This is a genomic window from Sandarakinorhabdus sp. (assembly GCF_987265915.1).
On record NZ_OZ503948.1, the window covers coordinates 1,948,877 to 1,967,331 of the forward strand.

The following is an 18,455-nucleotide window of genomic DNA, read 5'->3' on the forward strand; positions in this document are numbered from 1 at the left end:
ACCCCCGAAGATCGTATCAGAAGATATCGAACGCGGCGCGGCAGCCGCCGTTCACCCAGATGGACCGTGCATCCCAGCCCCAAGTGCGGCCCTGGCGGCAATCGCCAGCCAGCACACGGCTCAGCCTGACCTGATTTGCGCGTGGGATCGGGCAGCGCGCCGGCTGGTAATTCCAGCTTTCGCAGTTGATCGTGGTGACAGACTGGCCGCCACCGGAACCGCCGAAGTTGCCGCCAGAACCGCCGAAGCCGCCGCCGCCAGACCCCGGGCCGCCACCGCCACCCCAACCGTTGGAACTCAACAGCACTTCAAAATCGGCGCGGCAGCCATTGCGCACATAAATCGCACGGCGATCCCAGCGCCAGGTGGCGCCGTCGCGGCAATCACCGGCCAGAACCCGGCTGATGCGCACGCCGCCGACGGAGCCAGACACGGCACAGCGCTGATCGCGATAATTCCAGCTTTCGCAACGCACGGTCTGTACGGCATTCGGATTGCTGCCGCCGCCATTCCAGCCATTGTCCCAGCCGCCCACGCCCCAGCCGTTGTTGGCATCGATGCGGAAAACGGCCCGGCAGCCATTGCGCACCCGGATGGCGCGGCCATCGTGAAACCAGCTTTGCCCTTCGACGCAGTTGCCGCCGTTGACCCGCAGCAATTGCACGCGAACGGCGCCGGGTGCCGGGCAGGCCGCTTCACGATAATTCCAGCTTTCACAGGTGATTTCGCGCCAGTTCTGCGCGGCGGCCGGGCCGGCCGGAAGCGTGACCGCAAGGCCAGTCAGGATCAGTGACGAACTCGTCAACAAAGTCCCGCTCAACACAGACAACAGGCGCATGATCGATCCCCGGCAGTTATTGGCCGCTTGTTCCCCCTGGCGACGTCAAGTAGTGTTCGCAGACTGGTTTCGAATGTCAATAGCGGTTGATTGCCAGTATGTTGGCGTGAATCAACGACGTTCTGGCCGCATTAGATCACGATGGCTTGCGCCCCGGCCTGTTCCACCGTGAATTGCCACGCCACCCGCCCGGATCGCGCGCCGCGCGCCATCGCCCAGGCAAGGGCAGCGGCGGGATCAAACGCCAGGCCATGCGCCGCGGCATAGGCTGCACACATCGCCAGATATTGCGGCTGATCACAGGGGTGGAAGCCCAGCCTCAGCCCGAAGCGATCGGCCAGCGCCAGATGATCATCGGCGACATCGCGCGGATTGATCGCGTCGCCCTCGTTTTCCGAAAGACTGCGCGGCACCAGGTGGCGGCGGTTGCTGGTGACGATCAGGCGCAGATGATCGGGCCTTGCCTGCACCCCGCCATCGAGCAGGGAGCGCAGCGCATGGACTTCGCCGGCATCGGCGCCCAGCGAGACATCATCGAGAAACAGCAGAAACGGCCGATGGACGCGTTCCAGATGGCGGAACAGCAGCGGCAGGGTGGGCAGAGCCGGCAGCATCAATTGCACCAGCGCCAGATCCTCGCCCTTGGCCAGCAGCTCGGCAACCACACTGCGCGCCAGGCTGGATTTGCCCATGCCGCGCGCGCCCCACAACAGCACATCATGGGCCGGCAGGCGCCGGGCGTGGCGACGGCTGTTTTCCAGAAGCGCCTGCGCCTGCGGGCCGACGCCCTGATACAGCGCCAGCGGTGTGGTGCGGGCCGGCGGCAAGGCCAGCAGGCCGGCACCATCCCAGCCGAACCAGTGGCCGATGGCCGGATCAGCCGTCGGCGCCGGGGGCGGCGACAAGCGTTCCAGGGCGGCAGCCATCCGGGCCAGCAGGGCGTCTTGGATTTCCATGACCATCCGATAGCCAATGGCGGGCCGCATGGGAACTGCTGGCCAGCCAACCCGGCACGCCATGGTTGCGTGCCATGGTTGCGTGCGGGGGGGCAAGCCGCTAGAGCCCGTGCCAACCGGTTTGCCGGCCGATTTTCCGAGAGCGAGACCATGATATTTGCATCCCCGGCCCATGCCCAGACCGCCGGCGCGGCCGCTGCGGGCGGCACTGCCGCCCTGATCGGCTTTCTGCCCTATCTGGCGATCTTCGGGATTTTCTATTTCCTGATCATCCGCCCGCAGCAGCAGCGGGTGAAGCAGCACCGCGCCATGGTCGATGCCGTGAAAAAGGGTGACGATGTGGTGACCGGCGGCGGGATCATCGGCAAGGCCATCCGCGTGACCGATACCGAGGTGGAAGTGGAAGCCGGCCCGAATGTGAAGTTCCGCGTGCTCAAATCCACGCTGGTCGATGTCAAGCCGCGCGGCCTGACCGCTGCCAATGATGTTGCAACGGTCGGCAAGGAATAAGCGCCCGTGCTCGATTTTCCCGCGTGGAAGAACTGGTCGATCTGGCTGACCGTGTTCGTCTGCTTCCTGCTGGCGGTGCCCAACGCGTTGACGCCCTCTCAGATCGCCATGATCCCCGACGGACTGCCGAAAAGCCAGTTGCCGCTGGGTCTCGATCTGCGCGGCGGTTCACACCTGATGCTGGAAGCGACCGCGAACGAGGTCGAAAAGGCCAAGCTGGACACGCTGGAGGACACGGTGCGCAGCGAATTGCGCGTGGCCGAGGGCGGCGCCATTGTCGTATCGGACCTGTCGATCAACCGCGGCCAGTTGAGCTTTGCGGTGGGGGATGTCACCCGCGTCGATCAGGCGATCGCCATCCTCAACAAGGTGACTGCGCCATTGGGTGTCGGCGCGGCGCGGGAAGTTTCGGTCAGCCGCGGCAGCCTGCCCGGCCAGATCATCCTGCAACCAACCGCCGCCGGCATCAGTGCCGCTGTCGATGGCGCCATGGCGCAGGCCGTGGAGGTCATCCGCAAGCGTATCGATGAGCTCGGCACCCGCGAGCCGACCATCGTGCGGCAGGGCAAGACCCGCATCGTCGTGCAGGTGCCCGGCCTCCAGGACCCGGAAGCGCTGAAGGCGCTGCTCGGCAAGACCGCCAAGCTGGAATTCAAGCTGGTCGATACCGCGGCCGATCCGGAAGAGGTCGCCCAGGGCCGCGCGCCGCCGGGCAGCCAGATCCTGCCCGTTCAGCAGGGCGGGCAGGTGGTGGTGAAGCGCCGTGCCATCATCACCGGCGATCAATTGGTCGATTCCCAGGTGTCCACCGATCAGAATGGCGCACCGGCGGTGTCGTTTCGCTTTGATTCGACCGGCGGCCGGCGCTTTGCCCAGGCCACCACCGAAAATGTCGGCAAGCCGTTCGCCATCATCCTGGATGGCATGGTGATCTCCGCGCCGAACATCAACGAGCCGATCCTGGGCGGCAGCGGCGTCATCAGTGGCAGTTACACGGTGGAAACTGCCAACGAACTGGCCATCCTGCTGCGTTCGGGCAAATTGCCGGTGGAGCTGAAGGTGGTCGAGGAGCGCACCGTCGGGCCTGATCTGGGTGCCGAATTCGATCCGCGCCGGCGCCATCGCTTCGATCGTGGCGGTGCTGGCGGTTTCGCTGCTGATGATCCTCACCTACGGCCGCTTCGGCGTTTATGCGGTGGTTGCGCTGTTCATCAACATCATCATGATCCTCGGCATCATGTCGGCGGCGGGTTTCACCCTGACGCTGCCGGGCATCGCCGGCATGGTGCTGACCATTGGCGCGGCGGTGGACGCCAACGTGCTGGTGAATGAACGCATCCGCGAAGAACAGCGCAAGGGCAGGGGCGTGATCGCCAGCGTGGAGGTGGGCTTCCGCGAAGCCACGCGCACCATCTGGGACGCCAACAGCCTGAACATCATCGTTGCCATCATCATGTTCCTGTTCGGCTCTGGCCCGATCAAGGGCTTTGCCGTGGTGCTGTCGATCGGCATTGCCACATCGGTGTTCACCGCGGTTACGCTGGTGCGCTGGATGGTGGCGCGCTGGTTGATGTCGGCGCGCCCCGCCACACTCAACATCTGATCGGGAAAGGACTGGCCCATGCCGTTGAAGATCGTTCCCGACAACACCAACATCGGTTTCGTCAAACTGCGCTTTCTGGCGTTCGCGTTCACCATCGCGCTCACCATCGGCGCCGGCGCGCTGCTGGGCCTGCGCGGGCTCAATCTGGGGGTCGATTTCCTCGGCGGCCTCACCATGCAGGTGGAATTCAAGGCACCGCCTGAGCTCGATACGCTGCGCGTGCGGGTCAATCAGGTCGGCGTTGGTGATGCTGCACTGCAGGAATTCGGCAAGCCTTCGACCATCCTGGTGCGGCTGCCGTTGCCAGAAGGCGATCAGGCAGCCGTGCAGCGCGTTGTGGCCAAGGTGCGCACGGCGCTGGAAAAGGATTATCCCGGCGTCAATTTTGCTCGCGTTGAAAGCGTGTCGGGCAAGGTGTCGGACGAGTTGATCACCGACGGGTTGTGGGCCGTCGGCCTGTCAATGCTGTTCGTCGCCGTGTTCACCTGGTTCCGCTTTGAATGGTACTTTGGCGTGTCCACGGTGGTCGCGCTGGTGCACGACGTGGTGGTGACTCTGGGCTTCTTTGCGCTGACCCAGCTCGAATTCGATCTCAACATCGTCGCGGCGGTGCTCACCATCATCGGCTACAGCCTGAACGACAAGGTGGTGATCGACGATCGCATCCGCGAAAATCTGCGCAAGTTCCGGCAGATGGACATCAAGGGCATCATCGATCTGTCGGTGAATGAAACCCTGCCGCGCACGGTGATGACCTCGGTCACATTGCTGGCTGCGCTGCTGGCGTTGCTGTTCCTGGGCCCGGAGGTGATTTTCGGCTTCACCGCGGCGATGGTGCTGGGGATTGTGGTCGGCACCTATTCATCGATCTTCGTTTCATCGTCGCTGCTGATCAGCCTGGGCGTCAAGCCGCGCCCGGCAACGGTGGAAGACAAGCGCGCTGCCGGCGCCGAACGGGTCGGCTGAGGCGGTACTTTATTCCCGTCACCCCGGCGAACGTCGGGGTGACGGCAGCATGTTTCAGATCGGTGCCCCGCACGGCCCAAAGGCCATGCACCATTGGCTGAGTGTGCCGAGCACCATGGCGCCCACCAGCCATACCAGGCGGGTCTTGGCGGTCAGTTCAACGTGCATATCACTCACTCCGCTGCGATGGCTGCGGCGTTCATGCCGATGCGCGCGCGCGCCACATCATACTCGCGGATCAGTCGCGCCACCAGCTCGCCGGCGGGGAGGACGGCCTTGACCGCGCCGATGCCCTGGCCGCAGCCCCAGATATCCTTCCAGGCCTTGGCGTCGGTGTTGCCGCCGCTGCCGAAGTTCATTGCAGAAGGATCGCTGGTCGGCAGCGCATCCGGGTCCATGCCGGCCTTGATGATCGACGGGCGCAGATAATTGCCGTGCACGCCGGTGAACAGGTTGGAATAGACGATGTCGGACGCGGCGCTTTCGACGATCATGTCCTTGTAACCCTGCACCGCGCGGGCTTCGGCGGTGGCGATGAAGGCGCTGCCGATATAGCCGAAATCGGCGCCCATCGCCTGGGCGGCCAGCACCGCATCACCGGTGGCGATCGATCCCGAAAGCGCCAGCGGGCCATCGAACCATTCGCGGATTTCCTGGATCAGCGCAAACGGGCTGGTGGTGCCGGCATGGCCGCCGGCCCCGGCCGCCACGGCGATCAGGCCATCGGCGCCCTTTTCCACGGCCTTTTTGGCGAATTTGTTGTTGATGATGTCGTGCATGACGATGCCGCCATAGCTGTGGATGGCCTCGTTCACGTCTTCGCGCGCACCCAGCGAGGTGATGATCATCGGCACCTTGTATTTCACGCACAGCGCCAGATCGTCCATCAGGCGATCGTTGGAGCGGTGCACGATCAGGTTGACGGCATAGGGCGCATCATTGGGCCCAAGTTCGGTGGACAGGCGTTGCAGCCATTCTTCGAACTGCGCCAGCGGCCGGGCGTTGAGGCTGGGGAAGCTGCCGATGATGCCGGCGCGGCACTGGGCCATCACCAGTTCCGGCCCGGAGATGATGAACAACGGCGACCCGATCACCGGGATCGACAGGCGGCCAGCAAAGGCGGCAGGCATGGACATGATTTGGCTCCCCAACAGGTCAGGCTGCAAGGATTAGCCGCGGTTGCGCCCGCGCGCCACCTCATCCTCGTCTGAGGGTCGTGCGGCTTATTGTCGGTTATGGTAGCAGCGGGCGGATTTGAACCGCCGACCTCCGGGTTATGAATCCGGCGCTCTCACCAACTGAGCTACGCTGCCACAAGGCCCTGCGCATGTCGATACGCGGGCAATCGGACGGTCGCTCTAATGCGCGGCCCCGCTCCGGTCAACAGGGGCGCGGCCCTGCGCCGTCAGAAGTTGTAGACCAGCGAGGCGCGGGTGACGGTGTCGCTGTTCAGGCGCCGCGGTGGCGGGTTGCTTTCGTTGTTGAACTGAACGGACAACCGGCCCGAAAGGCGGCTGCCGAATTTTGCGGTGAGCTGCGAGAGCGACAACAGCGAATTGTTGCTGTCGTCGTAATAATAGGTCGTGGTCTGGGTGAAGGCCAGCGCATCGCTGATCTGCCAGTTGGCGTTCAGACCGACACGGGCGGCCACATTGTTGTTGGTCAGGCCTGTGATGAAACTTGTCTGCCGCAGCGCCGGGCCGCCATCGACGGCAATCTTCAGGCGCGGCGTGTCGATCAACCGATAGCCGATGCCGATGGCCTGGGTGAAGCGACTGGAAAAGCCGGTGAACTTGTCACGCTCCCAACTGAGAGCCAGCAGCGCGAAGCCGCGCTGGGTGAATTTCCAATTGCCTTCATAGCCGGCGAAATAACGCTCGCGCGAGGCAACGCCATTGTCTTCCTGATAATCGACGATGCCGCGCAGGCCATGCTTCCAGCTGCGGCTTTCCTTGGCCAGGCTGACCCCGACGGCGATGCCGCGGTTGCGCGTATTGCCGGTGGAAATAAAGCCGCCGGCCTCACCCTGGCCGCTCCAGCCATCCAGAAAGCCCTGCGAGGCCAATTTTTCTTCGCGCGCCTTCGTCTGTGCTGCAGTAATGGCCGCCACCTTGGCGTTGATCTCCGCCGCGCTGCCGGGGTTGGCCTGCTTGGCGATGTCGGCCACCAGCTTCAACTGATCGGCATTGGCAGCCGCCGCATCGATCATCCGATCAACCGGTGCCGGGATCGGTTCGGCATGGCCGGGCGCAGCCGCGGCCACGGCGGCCAGCACGCCAAAAGCATATCGACGCATCAAATCTCTCCCCTCCGCTGCGCTGTGCGGCATTTCATATTTCCGTTTTGGATCGGTCAAGCGCCGCGCGCGTCACCCCCGCAAATCGTTGGGGGGCTGGCAAGCCGCGCCAATCCGGGGCAAAGCTGTGGCATGACTCTTGCCGCCGATATCACGCCGATTCCGCTTTCGTTGATCGATTCCGATCTGGGCGCGGCTGCAGCCGGCTTTGGCGATGCCTTTGCGCGCACCGGCTTTGCTGTCGTTTCGGATCACGGTATCGATCAGGGCCTGATCGATCGGGCGATGGTGGCGACCAAGGCGTTCTTCGCGCTGCCGCAGGCCATCAAGCAGCAATATGTCGTGGTTGGCGGCGGCGGCCAGCGCGGGCTGACGCCATTCGGTATCGAAGCCGCCAAGGGCGAAGCCAAGGCCCATCTGAAGGAATTCTGGCATGTCGGGCGGTCGCTGCCGGCCGGCCATGCCTATGCCGCGCTGATGCCCGCCAATCTGTGGCCGGCGGAGGTGCCGGAATTCGAAACGGCCGTGGGTGCGCTCTATGCGGCGCTGGATGCAGCCGGAAACCGCATGCTGCGCGCCATTGCCGTGCATCTTGGCCTGGCGGCGGATTTCTTTGTCGATCCGGTGCGCGATGGCAATTCTATCCTGCGTCTGCTGCATTATCCGCCGGTAACGGCAGATGCCGCCGGTGCCATACGCGCTGGCGCCCACGAGGATATCAATGTGATCACCCTGCTGCTCGGCGCCGAGGAGGCCGGGCTGCAATTGCTGGACAAGGATGGCCAGTGGCGCAGCATCGACGCGCCGCCGGGCAGCCTGGTGTGCAACGTCGGCGACATGCTGCAACGGCTGACCGGGCATCGTCTGCCCTCCACCACCCATCGTGTGGTCAATCCGGCGCCGGACCGGATGGGAGTGGCCCGCTATTCCACGCCGTTTTTTCTGCATTTCCGCCCGGATTATCTGATCCGCACGCTGCCAGGCGGTCTGCGCGAGGCGCCGCCAATCACCGCCGACGATTATCTGCGGGAGCGGCTGCGCGAAATCAAATTGCTGTAACAATCCGCGAGCAGGGTAGAACCATGATCATGATGCGCAAAATTCTGCTGGCCGCGACGCTGGCTGTTTCCGCTCCCGCCTGGGCTGCTGGCCCAGTGCTCGACACGCCGGTGCAGGATGATTGGTGGCAAGGCGGCCGCGCCGCGCTTGATGCCAGGCTGAAGGTGGTCAACCGGCCGAAGCGCGCGAAAAACATCATCCTGATGGTCGGCGACGGCATGGGTGTCACCACCATCACCGCGGCGCGAATCTTCGATGGCCAGCACCCCATCGATGGCCGCAAGCCCGGCCCCGGTGAAGAGAACAGCCTGGCCTGGGATCGCATGGCCAACACCGCGCTGGTGAAAACCTACAATACCAATGCCCAGGTGCCCGACAGTGCCGGCACGGCGAGCGCCTTCAACACCGGCGTGAAGACTCGCATCGGTGTGATCAACTTCGGCCAGGATCAGGGCGCGGAGGCGTGCAAGACGCCGGAAAAATTGCCGCGCACCTTTGCCGAGATCGCAAGGGCGCAGGGCATGGGGTTGGGCATCGTCACCACCACCCGCATCACCCACGCCACCCCGGCTGCGGTCTATGGCCATGTGCCGAACCGCGATTGGGAAGGGGCGGATCGCGCCTATCCGGCTGCCGATCGCGCCTCGGGCTGTGCGGATCTCGCCGCGCAATTGGTCGGCTTCAAGGGCGGCTTCGATGTCGCGCTCGGCGGCGGCAGCGCGCGCTTCTTCCCCGTCGGCAAGGGCGGGCAGCGCGACGATGGCCGCAATCTGGTCAGTGAATGGCAGCAGCGCTGGCCGACGGGTCAGTTTGTCGGCGATGCCAAGGGCCTGCGCGCCTTGGCGGCGACCGGCAGTGGCCAGTTACCCGGAGGACCGGTTCTGGGCCTGTTCAATCCCGACCACATCAGTTTCGAACATGATCGCAAGGATGATGCCGAACCGGGCTTGCCGGAAATGGCGCGCTTTGCGTTGGCGAGGCTGGCGGCCGGCGCCAAGGCGCGCGGCGGCAAAGGCTATTATCTGATGATCGAAGGCGGCCGCATCGATCACGGCCATCATGCCAGCAATCCCTATCGCGCCCTGAAGGAAGCGCAGATGTTCAGCGCCACGGTTGCCGAGGTGCTCAAGTCGGTGAATCTGGATGAAACCCTGGTGCTGGTGACCGCCGATCACAGCCATGTGCTGACCATCGCCGGCTACCCGGAACGCGGCAACGACATATTGGGCTATATCAAGCCGTCGCGTGACGGTGAGGGCAGCGGGCCGCTCAGCCCGGAAGGCTTCGCGCTGGATGATCGCGGCCAACCGATGACCACCCTGTCTTACGCCAACGGGCCGTTCCTGTCGCGTGGCCTGTCACGCTTGCTGCCGCCAACCGATCCCAATTATCTGGCGAACAAAACCTATGGCACCGGCAGCGAAAGCCATGGCGGCGAAGATGTGGCGCTGTTTGCCGAAGGCCCGCGCGCTGATCTGGTGCGCGGCGTGATGGAGCAGAATCTGATCTTTCACATCATGGCCGAAGCGCTCGGCTGGCGCTGAATCACCGGCACACAAGCACGCATTGTGAAGCGATCAGCCGACCAACATCCAGCCGGCAGCGCCGCCTGCCACCAGGCCGATGGCCAACCCGACCAGCAAGCGCAGGCGAGGCGAATTTTGCGCATGTTGCAACCAATTGGCCATGGTGTCCGTAACTCGCTAATTGCTTTGCGCTGATCGCAGACCCTGCAATAACCATGCCAATGGTCAAGCAACTGATTTTACAAACGACATGCCGCAGGCCGACGTTCAGCCTGTAAAGCCCACCGACAGCGCCGGGTAGATCGCGCCAACAAACCACAAGCCGTCCGGCGGGGCATTGAGGCCGAGCGCGTCCCGGTTGCGGGCTGCCAGTGCAGCCGCCAGATCATCCGGCAACCACTGGCCTTCGCCGACCAACTTCAGGCAGCCGACCATCGATCGCACCTGATGGTGCAGGAAGGACCGGGCCGCTGCGAACACTTCGATTGTGTCGCCGTCGCGGGTCACCTCCAGCCGATCGAGCGTGCGCAGCGGCGAATTGGCCTGGCAGTGCGATGAACGGAAGGTGGTGAAATCATGGCGGCCGATCAGCAGCCGCGCCGCCGCCTGCATCGCTTCGACATCGAGCGGCACTGGCACCCGCCACGCCAGCCCCGTCTGCGCGGTGAGCGGCGCGCGCCGGTTGATGATCGTGTAGCGATAGCGCCGGCCCAGGCAATCGAAGCGCGCGTGCCAGTCCGGCGCTTCGGTGCAATCGACGATCGCCACCGGTTGTGGCCGCAACCGGGCGTTGATCGCTTCCATCAACTTGAACGGCGTGAACGGCTTTTCGATATCGGCATGCGCCGGCATGGCGCTGGCGTGCACGCCGGCATCAGTGCGGCCGGCGGCGATCACTTCGACCGTTTCGCCGGTGATGGCGTGGATGGCGGCTTCGATGGCGGCCTGCACGGTGGCCCCATGCGCCTGGCGCTGCCAGCCCATGAACGGCCGGCCATCATATTCCACCGTGAAACGATAGCGTGTCACGCCACGCTGGTTCCCACTGGCACCCGCCAGCCGTTCAGCAGCGCCTGGACCGGCATGGCCGGCTTGCCGGCGCGCTGGACGATGCTGGGCCGCAGACCGCCATCGGCGGTGCCGATCAGCAAGCGATCATCCAGCGTGATGCCCGGCGCTGATGCTCCCGGTTCCACCGTGGCCGCCAATATCTTCACGCGCTCCCCGCCGATCGCCAGCCACGCGCCTGGCGCCGGGTTGAAAGCGCGCATCCGCCGCTCCAGCGCGATCGCCGGCAGGTGGGTGTCCAGATGCGCCTCGGCCTTGTCGATGCGCGGCGCCAGGGTGACGCCGGCGTCGGGCTGCGGCACGGCGGAGCGCGGGTTCGCCAGCACATCGATCAGCAGTTCGGCCCCCAGGCCGGCCAGCTCGCCGAACAGGTCGCCACTGGTCTTCGTGCCCACCGGCGTTTGCGCTTCGGCCAGCATCGGCCCGGTATCCAGGCCTGCCTCCATCTGCATGATCGTCACCCCGGTCATCGTGTCGCCGGCCAAGATCGCCCGCTGAATGGGAGCGGCCCCGCGCCAGCGCGGCAGCAGGGAAGCATGGATGTTCAGGCAACCCAGCCGCGGCGCCGCCAGCACGGCCTGCGGCAAGATCAGGCCATAGGCGGCGACCACGGCCACATCACAATCGCGCGCCACATCCAGAAATTCGGCCACGGCTTGTGCATCGCGGAAGGTGCGCGGGGTAAACACCGGGATGCCCAGCGCATCGGCGCGGGCGTTGACCGGGCTGGCCTGCAGCTGCTTGCCGCGCCCGGCCGGCTTTGGCGCCCGCGTATAGACCGCAATGATCTCGTGCCCGGCACCGCGCAAGGCATCGAGCGCCGGCACCGCGAATTCCGGCGTGCCCATGTGAATGATCCGCATGGGCGCTGCTGTTATCGGCTTGGCGCGCTGCGGGGAAGTCCCCTCAGCGCGTCACAGTGGTCACGGCGCGGCGGTTCTGCGCCCAGGTGGCTTCATCGGCGCCCTCCACCACCGGGCGTTCCTTGCCATAGGAAATCGTCGCCAGGCGCGCCACATCGACCCCTTCGTTGGCGAGGAAGTTCTTCACCGAATTGGCGCGGCGTTCGCCCAGCGCCAGATTATATTCGCGGGTGCCGCGCTCATCGGCATGGCCTTCCAGCGTCACGCGCACATTGTTGTTCTTCAGCCACGCGGCATGGCGAGCCAGGATGGCGCGGGCATCGCCATCCAGTTCATAGCTGTCATAGGCGAACAGCACCGTATCATTGCCGGCCTGGGCGCGCAGATCTTCCTGGCTGCCCGGCACGATGCTGGTGGTGACCATCGGCGTCGATACGACACCGCTGCTTTGCGGGGTGGGCGTGGCGGGCGCCTCCGGCCGGGCGGCCGTGGGCGGCGCCTGCATCACGGGTTTTTCCTTCTTGGCGCAGGCAGCCAGGGTGAGACCGAGCGTGGCAAGCAGGGCGAAATTGGTTGAAGTGCGGTGACTTGTGCGGTTCATGGGGGTGGGGGCTCCTTTCAACTGCAACGATCAAACATGACAATGGGCCGGGTGAGGCTGTCAAGGCTCAGGGCAACAACGGCGACCAGGCCGGATCGGATGCATCCAGCGGCGTCGCCAGCCGACGCTCGTTCAATCCGGAAATGTCCACCGACCACAGCGCTGCGCGCCCGCTGCGTTCGGATCGGGAAAACAGGATGACCCGGCCATTGGGCGACCAGGAGGCGCCTTCGTCCTGATAGCCATTGGTCAGCAGCCGTTCGCCGCCGCCATCGGGCCGCATCACGCCAATGCCGAAGCGGCCGCCGCCGATGCGGGTGAAGGCGATATAATCGCCGCGCGGGCTCCACACCGGGCTGGCCGAGCGGCCCTCACCAAAGCTGATCCGGCTCTGGCCGCTGCCATCGGCATTCATCACATAGACTTGCTGGCCGCCGCCGCGATCACTTTCAAACACGATCTTGGTGCCGTCCGGCGAATAGCTTGGGCTCGTGTCGATGCCAGGGCCGGTGGTCAGCCGCATGATCTGTTTGCTGGCGATATTGAAGCGATAGATATCGGTGTTGCCGCCCACCGCCATCGAAAACACCAGATTCTGGCCATCGGGCGAGAAGCGCGGCGCAAAGGTCATCGCGGCGAACTGGCCCACCGCCTCCTGCCGGCCGCTGCCCAGCGTGTATAGCCAGACGCGGGGCCGGTTGTTTTCAAAACTCATGTAGGTGATCGTCTGCTGCCCCGGCGCAAAGCGCGGGGTGAGCACCAGATTCTGCCCCGAGGTGAGGAAGCGGTGGCCGGCGCCATCCTGATCCATGATGGCGAGGCGCTTGATGCGTTTCGTGCGCGGCCCGGTTTCGGAGACATAGACGATGCGGCTGTCGAAATAGCCGCTCTCCCCGGTCAGCCGCGAATAGACGAGATCAGCGCATTTGTGCGCCGCCCGCCGCCAGCCGGCCGCCGTGGTGACGAACCCCTGCCGGGCGATTTCGGCGCCGGCAAACACATCATAGGCATAGCAAGCGAGCGTGATGCCGCCATCGGGATTGGCGCTGACCGTGCCCGTCACCAGCGCCTGTGCCGCGATGGTACGCCAGGCCGGATAATCCGGGCGCAGCACATCATCGATCCCCACCGTGGTGGTGAAGGCCGCCGGATCGAGCGGGCGGAACAGGCCGGAGGATTTCAAGTCAGCGGCGATCACCTGCGCTGCGCGCTCGCCCAGCGCCGTGGTGGTGCCCGCCTCCGTGGCGCCGCCATTGCCCGGCGCAAAGGCCGGCACGGCGATCGGCATGGGTTGTGTCAGGCCGGCGTTGATATCGACGCGCAGCGGCCCGGCGGCGGGCGCTTGGGCCAGGGCAGGGGCGGCAGCCAGCAGCAGGGCAAGGGGAATCAGGTGCATGGGTGCAGCTTATCAGCACCGGCCGCTGAACGGGAGATAAACCAACCGCAGATCGCCCGCAGCGTGATGTGGCGGCGCAGCGCGGGCCTGTTCCGATGGTTGCAGCATGGGCGATTCCTCCTGTTTTGGGGCGGAAATCGGATGATTGTTATTTACAAGGTTACAAAGGTTCTGCTTTTTCCCTATTTTGTGATGAACAAGATATATCTTGGCGTCGGACGGCAAGACGCACATCCGAATATGACGATATTCACCGCAAAAGGCCGTTGTAGGACATCGTGTGGCTGACGGCGCGCAACGACACCGCAGCAGAATCATATGGTCCGCGCTAGGCCGTCATCACAATGCCGGCGAGGCGTGAATAAGCAGAACCTGTTGGAACCGAAAAACGTGGCCATTTGGTATTGTGTTCGCGGTATGGAAGGTGTCCCCGGAATCGGTGTCCCCGGATTTGTATCCCGGAATTGAATAATCAACACCAGCGACTGGGTTCAACCGTCCTTCCAGCACAGACTTTGCCAGTCCTCGCTGCTCATCACATGCGTCAGCATCACCCCTGCAGGCCAATCGAGCGGAGCAGGGTCCCACCAATCCTTGGCTTCAATAAAACAGGTATAAGGATAGCCTTCAAAGGCTCCGTGGCCAAAACCGCTACCGGTTGCTGTCCAAGCCCATTGTCTGTTCACCCAAATGCATTCCGTAATATTCGTAAAACCGAGATTGCTGAATGCTGTATGAAAAAAGTCACCACCCGCGCCAACACCGACCTTTCCACCATTCTGGTTCGCAAAATTTCTGAAGTTATCACTGTCAATCAAATCCCAGCCTGTAAAACCGGTCACCGTCTCCGCTTGTGATACTAGGTCGCTAATTGGAGGCGGACCCTTAGGATCTTGCTGACCCCAGGGGGTGATTTGGCCTATGGCTCGGGGATCGCTTATGTGAGCGTAAATCGCGATACCCCCATTCTTCCAAAGAACAACCTCCGGGAATGAGTGCAGAACTATGTCTTCACTGCTCACTGTATTATGCTGACCAAACGCATATACGCGGGCGCTGCCCACCGTCGGCCCCCGCAGCATCAGCAACTGGGACTTGCGTGCCTCTTGCCAAGCATTCAGATGTGCGATCGCCGCTTCGATACCAACGGGTCCCGGCGGCGCCGCATGGGGATCGGCAAGAAACTCCGCATAGAACAGAGCTGATAAGGCCTGGTGCCCGTCCAGCCAGTTCCAAAATGCCTGCATCTGTTCAGCCTGTAATTTGCCATAGGCGTTGACACTGTCGAAGAGTAACTTGCCCTTGGCAGCCAAGAGGCTGGTCTGGCCCGACAAGCCGCGAATCGCATTGTCCCAGGCGCTGAGCGAACTGAACAGTAGATCGCCGCTAACCCGCTGGCGTAGTTCATTCGCCTTGCCGATACGTGCGGTAGGATCATTGCAGTTAACAAGAAAGTAGAATTGGTCGGGCGCTAGCATCGACATATTGAAATTTACAAGATCATTTACCTGAGAATAGGCAACATCAAAGGAAAGTATATCGAATCCTACTTTCAACTCATCTTCGATCTTTGAAATCTCTTGCAAAATCTTATCTAGAGTTTGGCGAATGGCCGCCAACTGTTCTCCGGTGTCATCGGAAAGACCGCAATTAGCAAGAACCGCCCCCAAAGCGAGTTGCGTGAACCCATCGGCTGCGCTCCCGAGCAGGCTTTCGCCGAGCGCTGTGGCAATGTTAAATTCCATGTCGCTCACATCAAGCTCCCATTGGTGATGTCCGGGGACACAATACTCAAACTCGAAAGAAATGCCCACCTGCCGATAGCGACCGGCGCGCCTCGCCCTGGAACAAAGCCATGTCGACGGTGAGGTGTCGTTTCGGTGATAGCGGTCAGGTCATCTCCTCAGGATCGAAATTGATCTCCAAGCTGGCCCACAGATCATACAAATCCGCCGGCAGCTTCAACGGCTGACAGCGCAAAACCGCGCGGCGGGCGGTTTCGGCGAAGGTGCGGGCGAAATCGGCGTTGGCGGCAGTGCTCCCGGTGGGGGTGCCGGCTTGCGGTTGGCCGATGACGCGGCCGTCGCGGCCGTATTGCACGCGGATCACCACGGTCATCTTGCGCACGTCGCGGCCGCCCACCGGCGGGTTCCAGCACGGGGCGACCTGGGCGCGGATGGCTTGCGCCAGCGTGGCGGCGGCGCGCGGATCGATGGTGGCGCGAGCCGGGGCGGCGGTGCTGAGCTCCTTGGCGAGGCTGGAGGTGTCGAGCGGCTTAGTCTTCGCCTTGGGCAGCGCCTTGTCGATCATGCTGGCCAGGCTGGAGGTGTCGAGCGGGGAGGGCGGGGCCTTGGCGGGCGCGGCCTTCGGTTTGGCGGCGGGCTTGGGCTTGCTGGGTTCGGGTGGGGGCACGGCGTCGGGCTTGACCGGTTCCGGGGCGGGGGCGGCTTCGGCCACGGGTTCGGGTGCGGCGGCCGGTTCTTGCGGGGCGGCTTCGATGGAGGGCTTGGGCGGTTCGGTGACGCGCGGGGCGTCGGCGATGGTGACCAGCTCCACCGGCACGGCATCGGTGGGGGCGGGCATGACGCGCTGGCTGTTGGCCCAAGCCAGGCTGAGCCCCAGCAGCAGCAACAGATGCGCCACCGCCGCGCCGGCAATGCTGATCCGTTCGCTGCGACTCATTTGGCTTCGGGGGCTGCCACCGGCCGGCTGCCGTCGGTCACCAGCGCGACCTTCTTGAAGCCGGCGGCATTCACGTCGCCAACCACTTGCATCACCCGGCCATAATCCAGGGCGCGATCGGCACGCACATAGACGCGCGCCTCATCGCTGCGTGCCGCGCGCAGGGCGGCCAGCTTGGCGGGCAGGGCGGCCGGCGCGATGACCAAGCGGTCGATGAACAACTGGCCTTGCGCATCCAGGCTGATCTGGATCGGCGTGTTATCCTGCGGCAGCGATTGCGCGCGGGCATCGGGCAGGTCCACCGCCACGCCGGTGACGAGCAACGGCGCGGTGACCATGAAGATGATCAGCAGCACCAGCATGACATCGACCATTGGGGTGACGTTGATGTCGGCCATGGGTTGGCGGCGCGCTCGCCTGCCGCCCCGCCCGCTGGGCGTGATCATCGCCATCAGCGACCCTCCATGCCATCAAGCTGGCGGGAGAGCAGGTTGAGATATTCCTCGGCAAAGGCCGAGAGCCGCGCCTCCAGCCGGTTCACGCGGTGCAGCAGCCGGTTGTAGCCGATCACCGCCGGGATGGCAGCGAACAGCCCGATGGCGGTGGCGAACAGCGCCTCGGCAATGCCCGGCGCCACGACGGCGAGCGTGGTATTCTGGCTGGCGGCGATGCTGGCAAAGCTGCGCATGATGCCCCACACCGTGCCGAACAGGCCGACGAACGGCGCCACCGACCCGATGGTGGCCAGCACCGAGAGGCGATCCGACAGATTGTCGATGTCGCGGCCGATGGCGACGTTGATGGCGCTGGCCAGGCGGGCGCGCAGGCCTTCGCGATCGACGCCGGTGCGGCCATTCGCAAGGCTTTGCCGCCATTCATTCATGCCGGCGATGAAGGCGCGTGCCGAGGGGTGATCGGCGCGGGAGGCCGGTTCATACATCTTGTCGAGATCGCCGGCTTTCCAGAACCAGTCTTCGAACTTGGCGGCTTCGCGGTTCATGCGGCCCAGGCGGCGCGAGCGTTCGATGATGATCGCCCAGCTGAGGATCGACGCGAGCAGCAAGCCGAGCATCACCGCCTTCACCACGATGTCGGCGGCCAGGAACAGCGCCAATGGCGACAGTTCGGCGGTGGTTTTCATTCCAAGAATTGCGGGGGCAAGTTCAGGGTCCATCATGCATCCTGTGGCACAAGTTGGTGATAACGCGCGATCCATTCGCGCGGTTGCCGGCGGGGGCGGCCGGCGGGATCGAGAAAAGCCGCGGTCAGGCTGGCGGTGAAGATCGGCGCGGCGTCGCGGATGATCGCCTGATCGATGCGGCAGGCGGCGGCGCGCACCGCGACCAGTCGGGTTTCGACCACAAGCACATCATCCAGCCGCGCCGGGCGCAGCCAGCGGCAGTCCATCTGCGTCACCGCATAGGCACCCAGGCCTTCGCGCACCGCCGCGCCATGATCGATGCCGGCCACGCGCAGGAATTCGGTGCGGCCGCGTTCCAGGAAATGCAGATATTTGGCGTGATAGACGATCGCCGCCGTGTCGGTGTCTTCAAAATAGACGCGCAAGCTCAGGCGGTGCATGCCGCCTGTGATCAGGCCGGATGGGGGAAGCGAGGCCATGACAGACAGATAGGGTTCCGAACGGCGCAGACGCAACGAAAAAGGCGCCAGCGGCCATGCCACCGGCGCCCTTTCGGCAGTCTGAACGCAGCAGCCGGATTATTCCGGACGCGCCGTGCGCTTTTCGACGATGCGGGCGCTCTTGCCGCTGCGGCCACGCAGATAATAGAGCTTGGCGCGGCGGACGACACCGCGGCGCACGACTTCGATGGCTTCGATGCTCGGGCTGTACAGCGGGAACACGCGCTCCACGCCTTCGCCGAAGCTGATCTTGCGCACGGTGAACGAGCTGTTGATGCTGCGGTTCGAACGCGCGATGCACACGCCTTCGTAATTCTGCACGCGGGTGCGCTCGCCTTCGACGACCTTCACGCCAACGCGCAGCGTATCGCCGGCGCGGAAATTCGGGATGCTGCGCTTTTCGGTCAGCTTGGCAATCTGTTCGGCTTCGATCTGCTGGATGAGATTCAT

18 protein-coding genes, 1 tRNA gene and 1 pseudogene are annotated in these 18,455 nt (G+C 64.2%); 5 read left to right on the forward strand and 15 right to left on the reverse strand.

Going from position 1 to position 18,455, the window contains the following annotated elements:
* Nucleotides 1-16 precede the first annotated feature (16 nt).
* Nucleotides 17-805: a DUF3011 domain-containing protein gene (locus AC6UUM_RS09470; protein WP_500802035.1), complete on the reverse strand. Its 789-nt coding sequence runs from the start codon at nucleotides 803-805 to the stop codon at nucleotides 17-19.
* A 164-nt stretch (nucleotides 806-969) separates the two neighbouring features.
* The gene (locus tag AC6UUM_RS09475; RefSeq protein ID WP_500804945.1) at nucleotides 970-1,788 is read right to left on the reverse strand and encodes a DUF815 domain-containing protein; all 819 of its coding nucleotides are present in this window, start codon (nucleotides 1,786-1,788) and stop codon (nucleotides 970-972) included.
* Between the two features lie 159 nt (nucleotides 1,789-1,947).
* Here AC6UUM_RS09475 and yajC point away from each other — a divergent pair, with 159 nt between their 5' ends.
* From yajC to secF, 3 genes and pseudogenes are all read left to right on the forward strand, one after another.
* Nucleotides 1,948-2,304 carry a preprotein translocase subunit YajC gene (gene yajC, locus AC6UUM_RS09480; RefSeq protein WP_500804946.1) on the forward strand — a complete coding sequence of 119 codons (357 nt, stop codon included), beginning with the start codon at nucleotides 1,948-1,950 and terminating at the stop codon, nucleotides 2,302-2,304.
* 6 nt (nucleotides 2,305-2,310) lie between these two features.
* Nucleotides 2,311-3,907 (forward strand): annotated as a pseudogene (gene secD / locus AC6UUM_RS09485) (protein translocase subunit SecD).
* Nucleotides 3,908-3,925: 18 nt separating this feature from the next.
* Nucleotides 3,926-4,873, forward strand: a complete 948-nt coding sequence (secF, locus tag AC6UUM_RS09490; RefSeq protein WP_500802036.1) for a protein translocase subunit SecF — start codon at nucleotides 3,926-3,928, stop codon at nucleotides 4,871-4,873.
* Between the two features lie 173 nt (nucleotides 4,874-5,046).
* On the opposite strand, the gene AC6UUM_RS09495 is transcribed toward secF, so the two are convergent.
* The 3 genes from AC6UUM_RS09495 to AC6UUM_RS09505 form a co-directional block, all read right to left on the reverse strand.
* Complete coding sequence (locus AC6UUM_RS09495; RefSeq protein ID WP_500802037.1) at nucleotides 5,047-6,009, reverse strand: NAD(P)H-dependent flavin oxidoreductase; 963 nt, start codon at nucleotides 6,007-6,009, stop codon at nucleotides 5,047-5,049.
* A gap of 100 nt (nucleotides 6,010-6,109) precedes the next feature.
* Nucleotides 6,110-6,186 (reverse strand) — tRNA-Met (locus AC6UUM_RS09500).
* Between the two features lie 92 nt (nucleotides 6,187-6,278).
* On the reverse strand, nucleotides 6,279-7,169 hold the full coding sequence (locus tag AC6UUM_RS09505; RefSeq protein ID WP_500802038.1) for a DUF481 domain-containing protein: 891 nt from the start codon (nucleotides 7,167-7,169) through the stop codon (nucleotides 6,279-6,281).
* A 132-nt stretch (nucleotides 7,170-7,301) separates the two neighbouring features.
* Between AC6UUM_RS09505 and AC6UUM_RS09510 the strand changes: the two genes are divergently transcribed.
* Together AC6UUM_RS09510 and AC6UUM_RS09515 are read left to right on the forward strand one after the other, a co-directional pair.
* Nucleotides 7,302-8,228, forward strand: a complete 927-nt coding sequence (locus AC6UUM_RS09510; RefSeq protein ID WP_500802039.1) for an isopenicillin N synthase family dioxygenase — start codon at nucleotides 7,302-7,304, stop codon at nucleotides 8,226-8,228.
* A 29-nt stretch (nucleotides 8,229-8,257) separates the two neighbouring features.
* Nucleotides 8,258-9,772, forward strand: coding sequence for an alkaline phosphatase (locus tag AC6UUM_RS09515; RefSeq protein WP_500802040.1), 1,515 nt, complete (start codon nucleotides 8,258-8,260; stop codon nucleotides 9,770-9,772).
* A gap of 249 nt (nucleotides 9,773-10,021) precedes the next feature.
* Here the strand turns inward: AC6UUM_RS09515 and truA are convergent, their stop codons facing one another.
* The 10 genes from truA to rplS form a co-directional block, all read right to left on the reverse strand.
* Nucleotides 10,022-10,783 carry a tRNA pseudouridine(38-40) synthase TruA gene (truA, locus tag AC6UUM_RS09520; RefSeq protein WP_500802041.1) on the reverse strand — a complete coding sequence of 254 codons (762 nt, stop codon included), beginning with the start codon at nucleotides 10,781-10,783 and terminating at the stop codon, nucleotides 10,022-10,024.
* Nucleotides 10,780-11,685 (reverse strand): methionyl-tRNA formyltransferase, encoded by a 906-nt coding sequence (fmt, locus tag AC6UUM_RS09525; RefSeq protein WP_500802042.1) that lies wholly within the window; start codon nucleotides 11,683-11,685, stop codon nucleotides 10,780-10,782. Before fmt ends, truA begins: the two co-directional genes overlap by 4 nt.
* Before the next feature lie 43 nt (nucleotides 11,686-11,728).
* Nucleotides 11,729-12,286 carry a peptidoglycan-associated lipoprotein Pal gene (gene pal / locus AC6UUM_RS09530; protein ID WP_500802043.1) on the reverse strand — a complete coding sequence of 186 codons (558 nt, stop codon included), beginning with the start codon at nucleotides 12,284-12,286 and terminating at the stop codon, nucleotides 11,729-11,731.
* A 67-nt stretch (nucleotides 12,287-12,353) separates the two neighbouring features.
* On the reverse strand, nucleotides 12,354-13,682 hold the full coding sequence (gene tolB / locus AC6UUM_RS09535; RefSeq protein WP_500802044.1) for a Tol-Pal system beta propeller repeat protein TolB: 1,329 nt from the start codon (nucleotides 13,680-13,682) through the stop codon (nucleotides 12,354-12,356).
* 491 nt (nucleotides 13,683-14,173) lie between these two features.
* Nucleotides 14,174-15,436 carry a hypothetical protein gene (locus tag AC6UUM_RS09540; protein WP_500802045.1) on the reverse strand — a complete coding sequence of 421 codons (1,263 nt, stop codon included), beginning with the start codon at nucleotides 15,434-15,436 and terminating at the stop codon, nucleotides 14,174-14,176.
* 136 nt (nucleotides 15,437-15,572) lie between these two features.
* The gene (gene tolA, locus AC6UUM_RS09545) at nucleotides 15,573-16,364 is read right to left on the reverse strand and encodes a cell envelope integrity protein TolA (protein WP_500802046.1); all 792 of its coding nucleotides are present in this window, start codon (nucleotides 16,362-16,364) and stop codon (nucleotides 15,573-15,575) included.
* On the reverse strand, nucleotides 16,361-16,816 hold the full coding sequence (gene tolR / locus AC6UUM_RS09550; protein ID WP_500802047.1) for a protein TolR: 456 nt from the start codon (nucleotides 16,814-16,816) through the stop codon (nucleotides 16,361-16,363). The genes tolA and tolR overlap by 4 nt, the downstream gene beginning before the upstream one ends.
* Complete coding sequence (gene tolQ, locus AC6UUM_RS09555; RefSeq protein ID WP_500802048.1) at nucleotides 16,816-17,505, reverse strand: protein TolQ; 690 nt, start codon at nucleotides 17,503-17,505, stop codon at nucleotides 16,816-16,818. The genes tolR and tolQ overlap by 1 nt, the downstream gene beginning before the upstream one ends.
* Nucleotides 17,506-17,537: 32 nt before the next feature.
* A complete protein-coding gene (locus AC6UUM_RS09560; RefSeq protein WP_500802049.1) occupies nucleotides 17,538-17,984 on the reverse strand; it encodes a YbgC/FadM family acyl-CoA thioesterase in 447 nt (148 codons plus the stop codon).
* 99 nt (nucleotides 17,985-18,083) lie between these two features.
* Nucleotides 18,084-18,455 carry a 50S ribosomal protein L19 gene (gene rplS / locus AC6UUM_RS09565; RefSeq protein WP_500802050.1) on the reverse strand — a complete coding sequence of 124 codons (372 nt, stop codon included), beginning with the start codon at nucleotides 18,453-18,455 and terminating at the stop codon, nucleotides 18,084-18,086.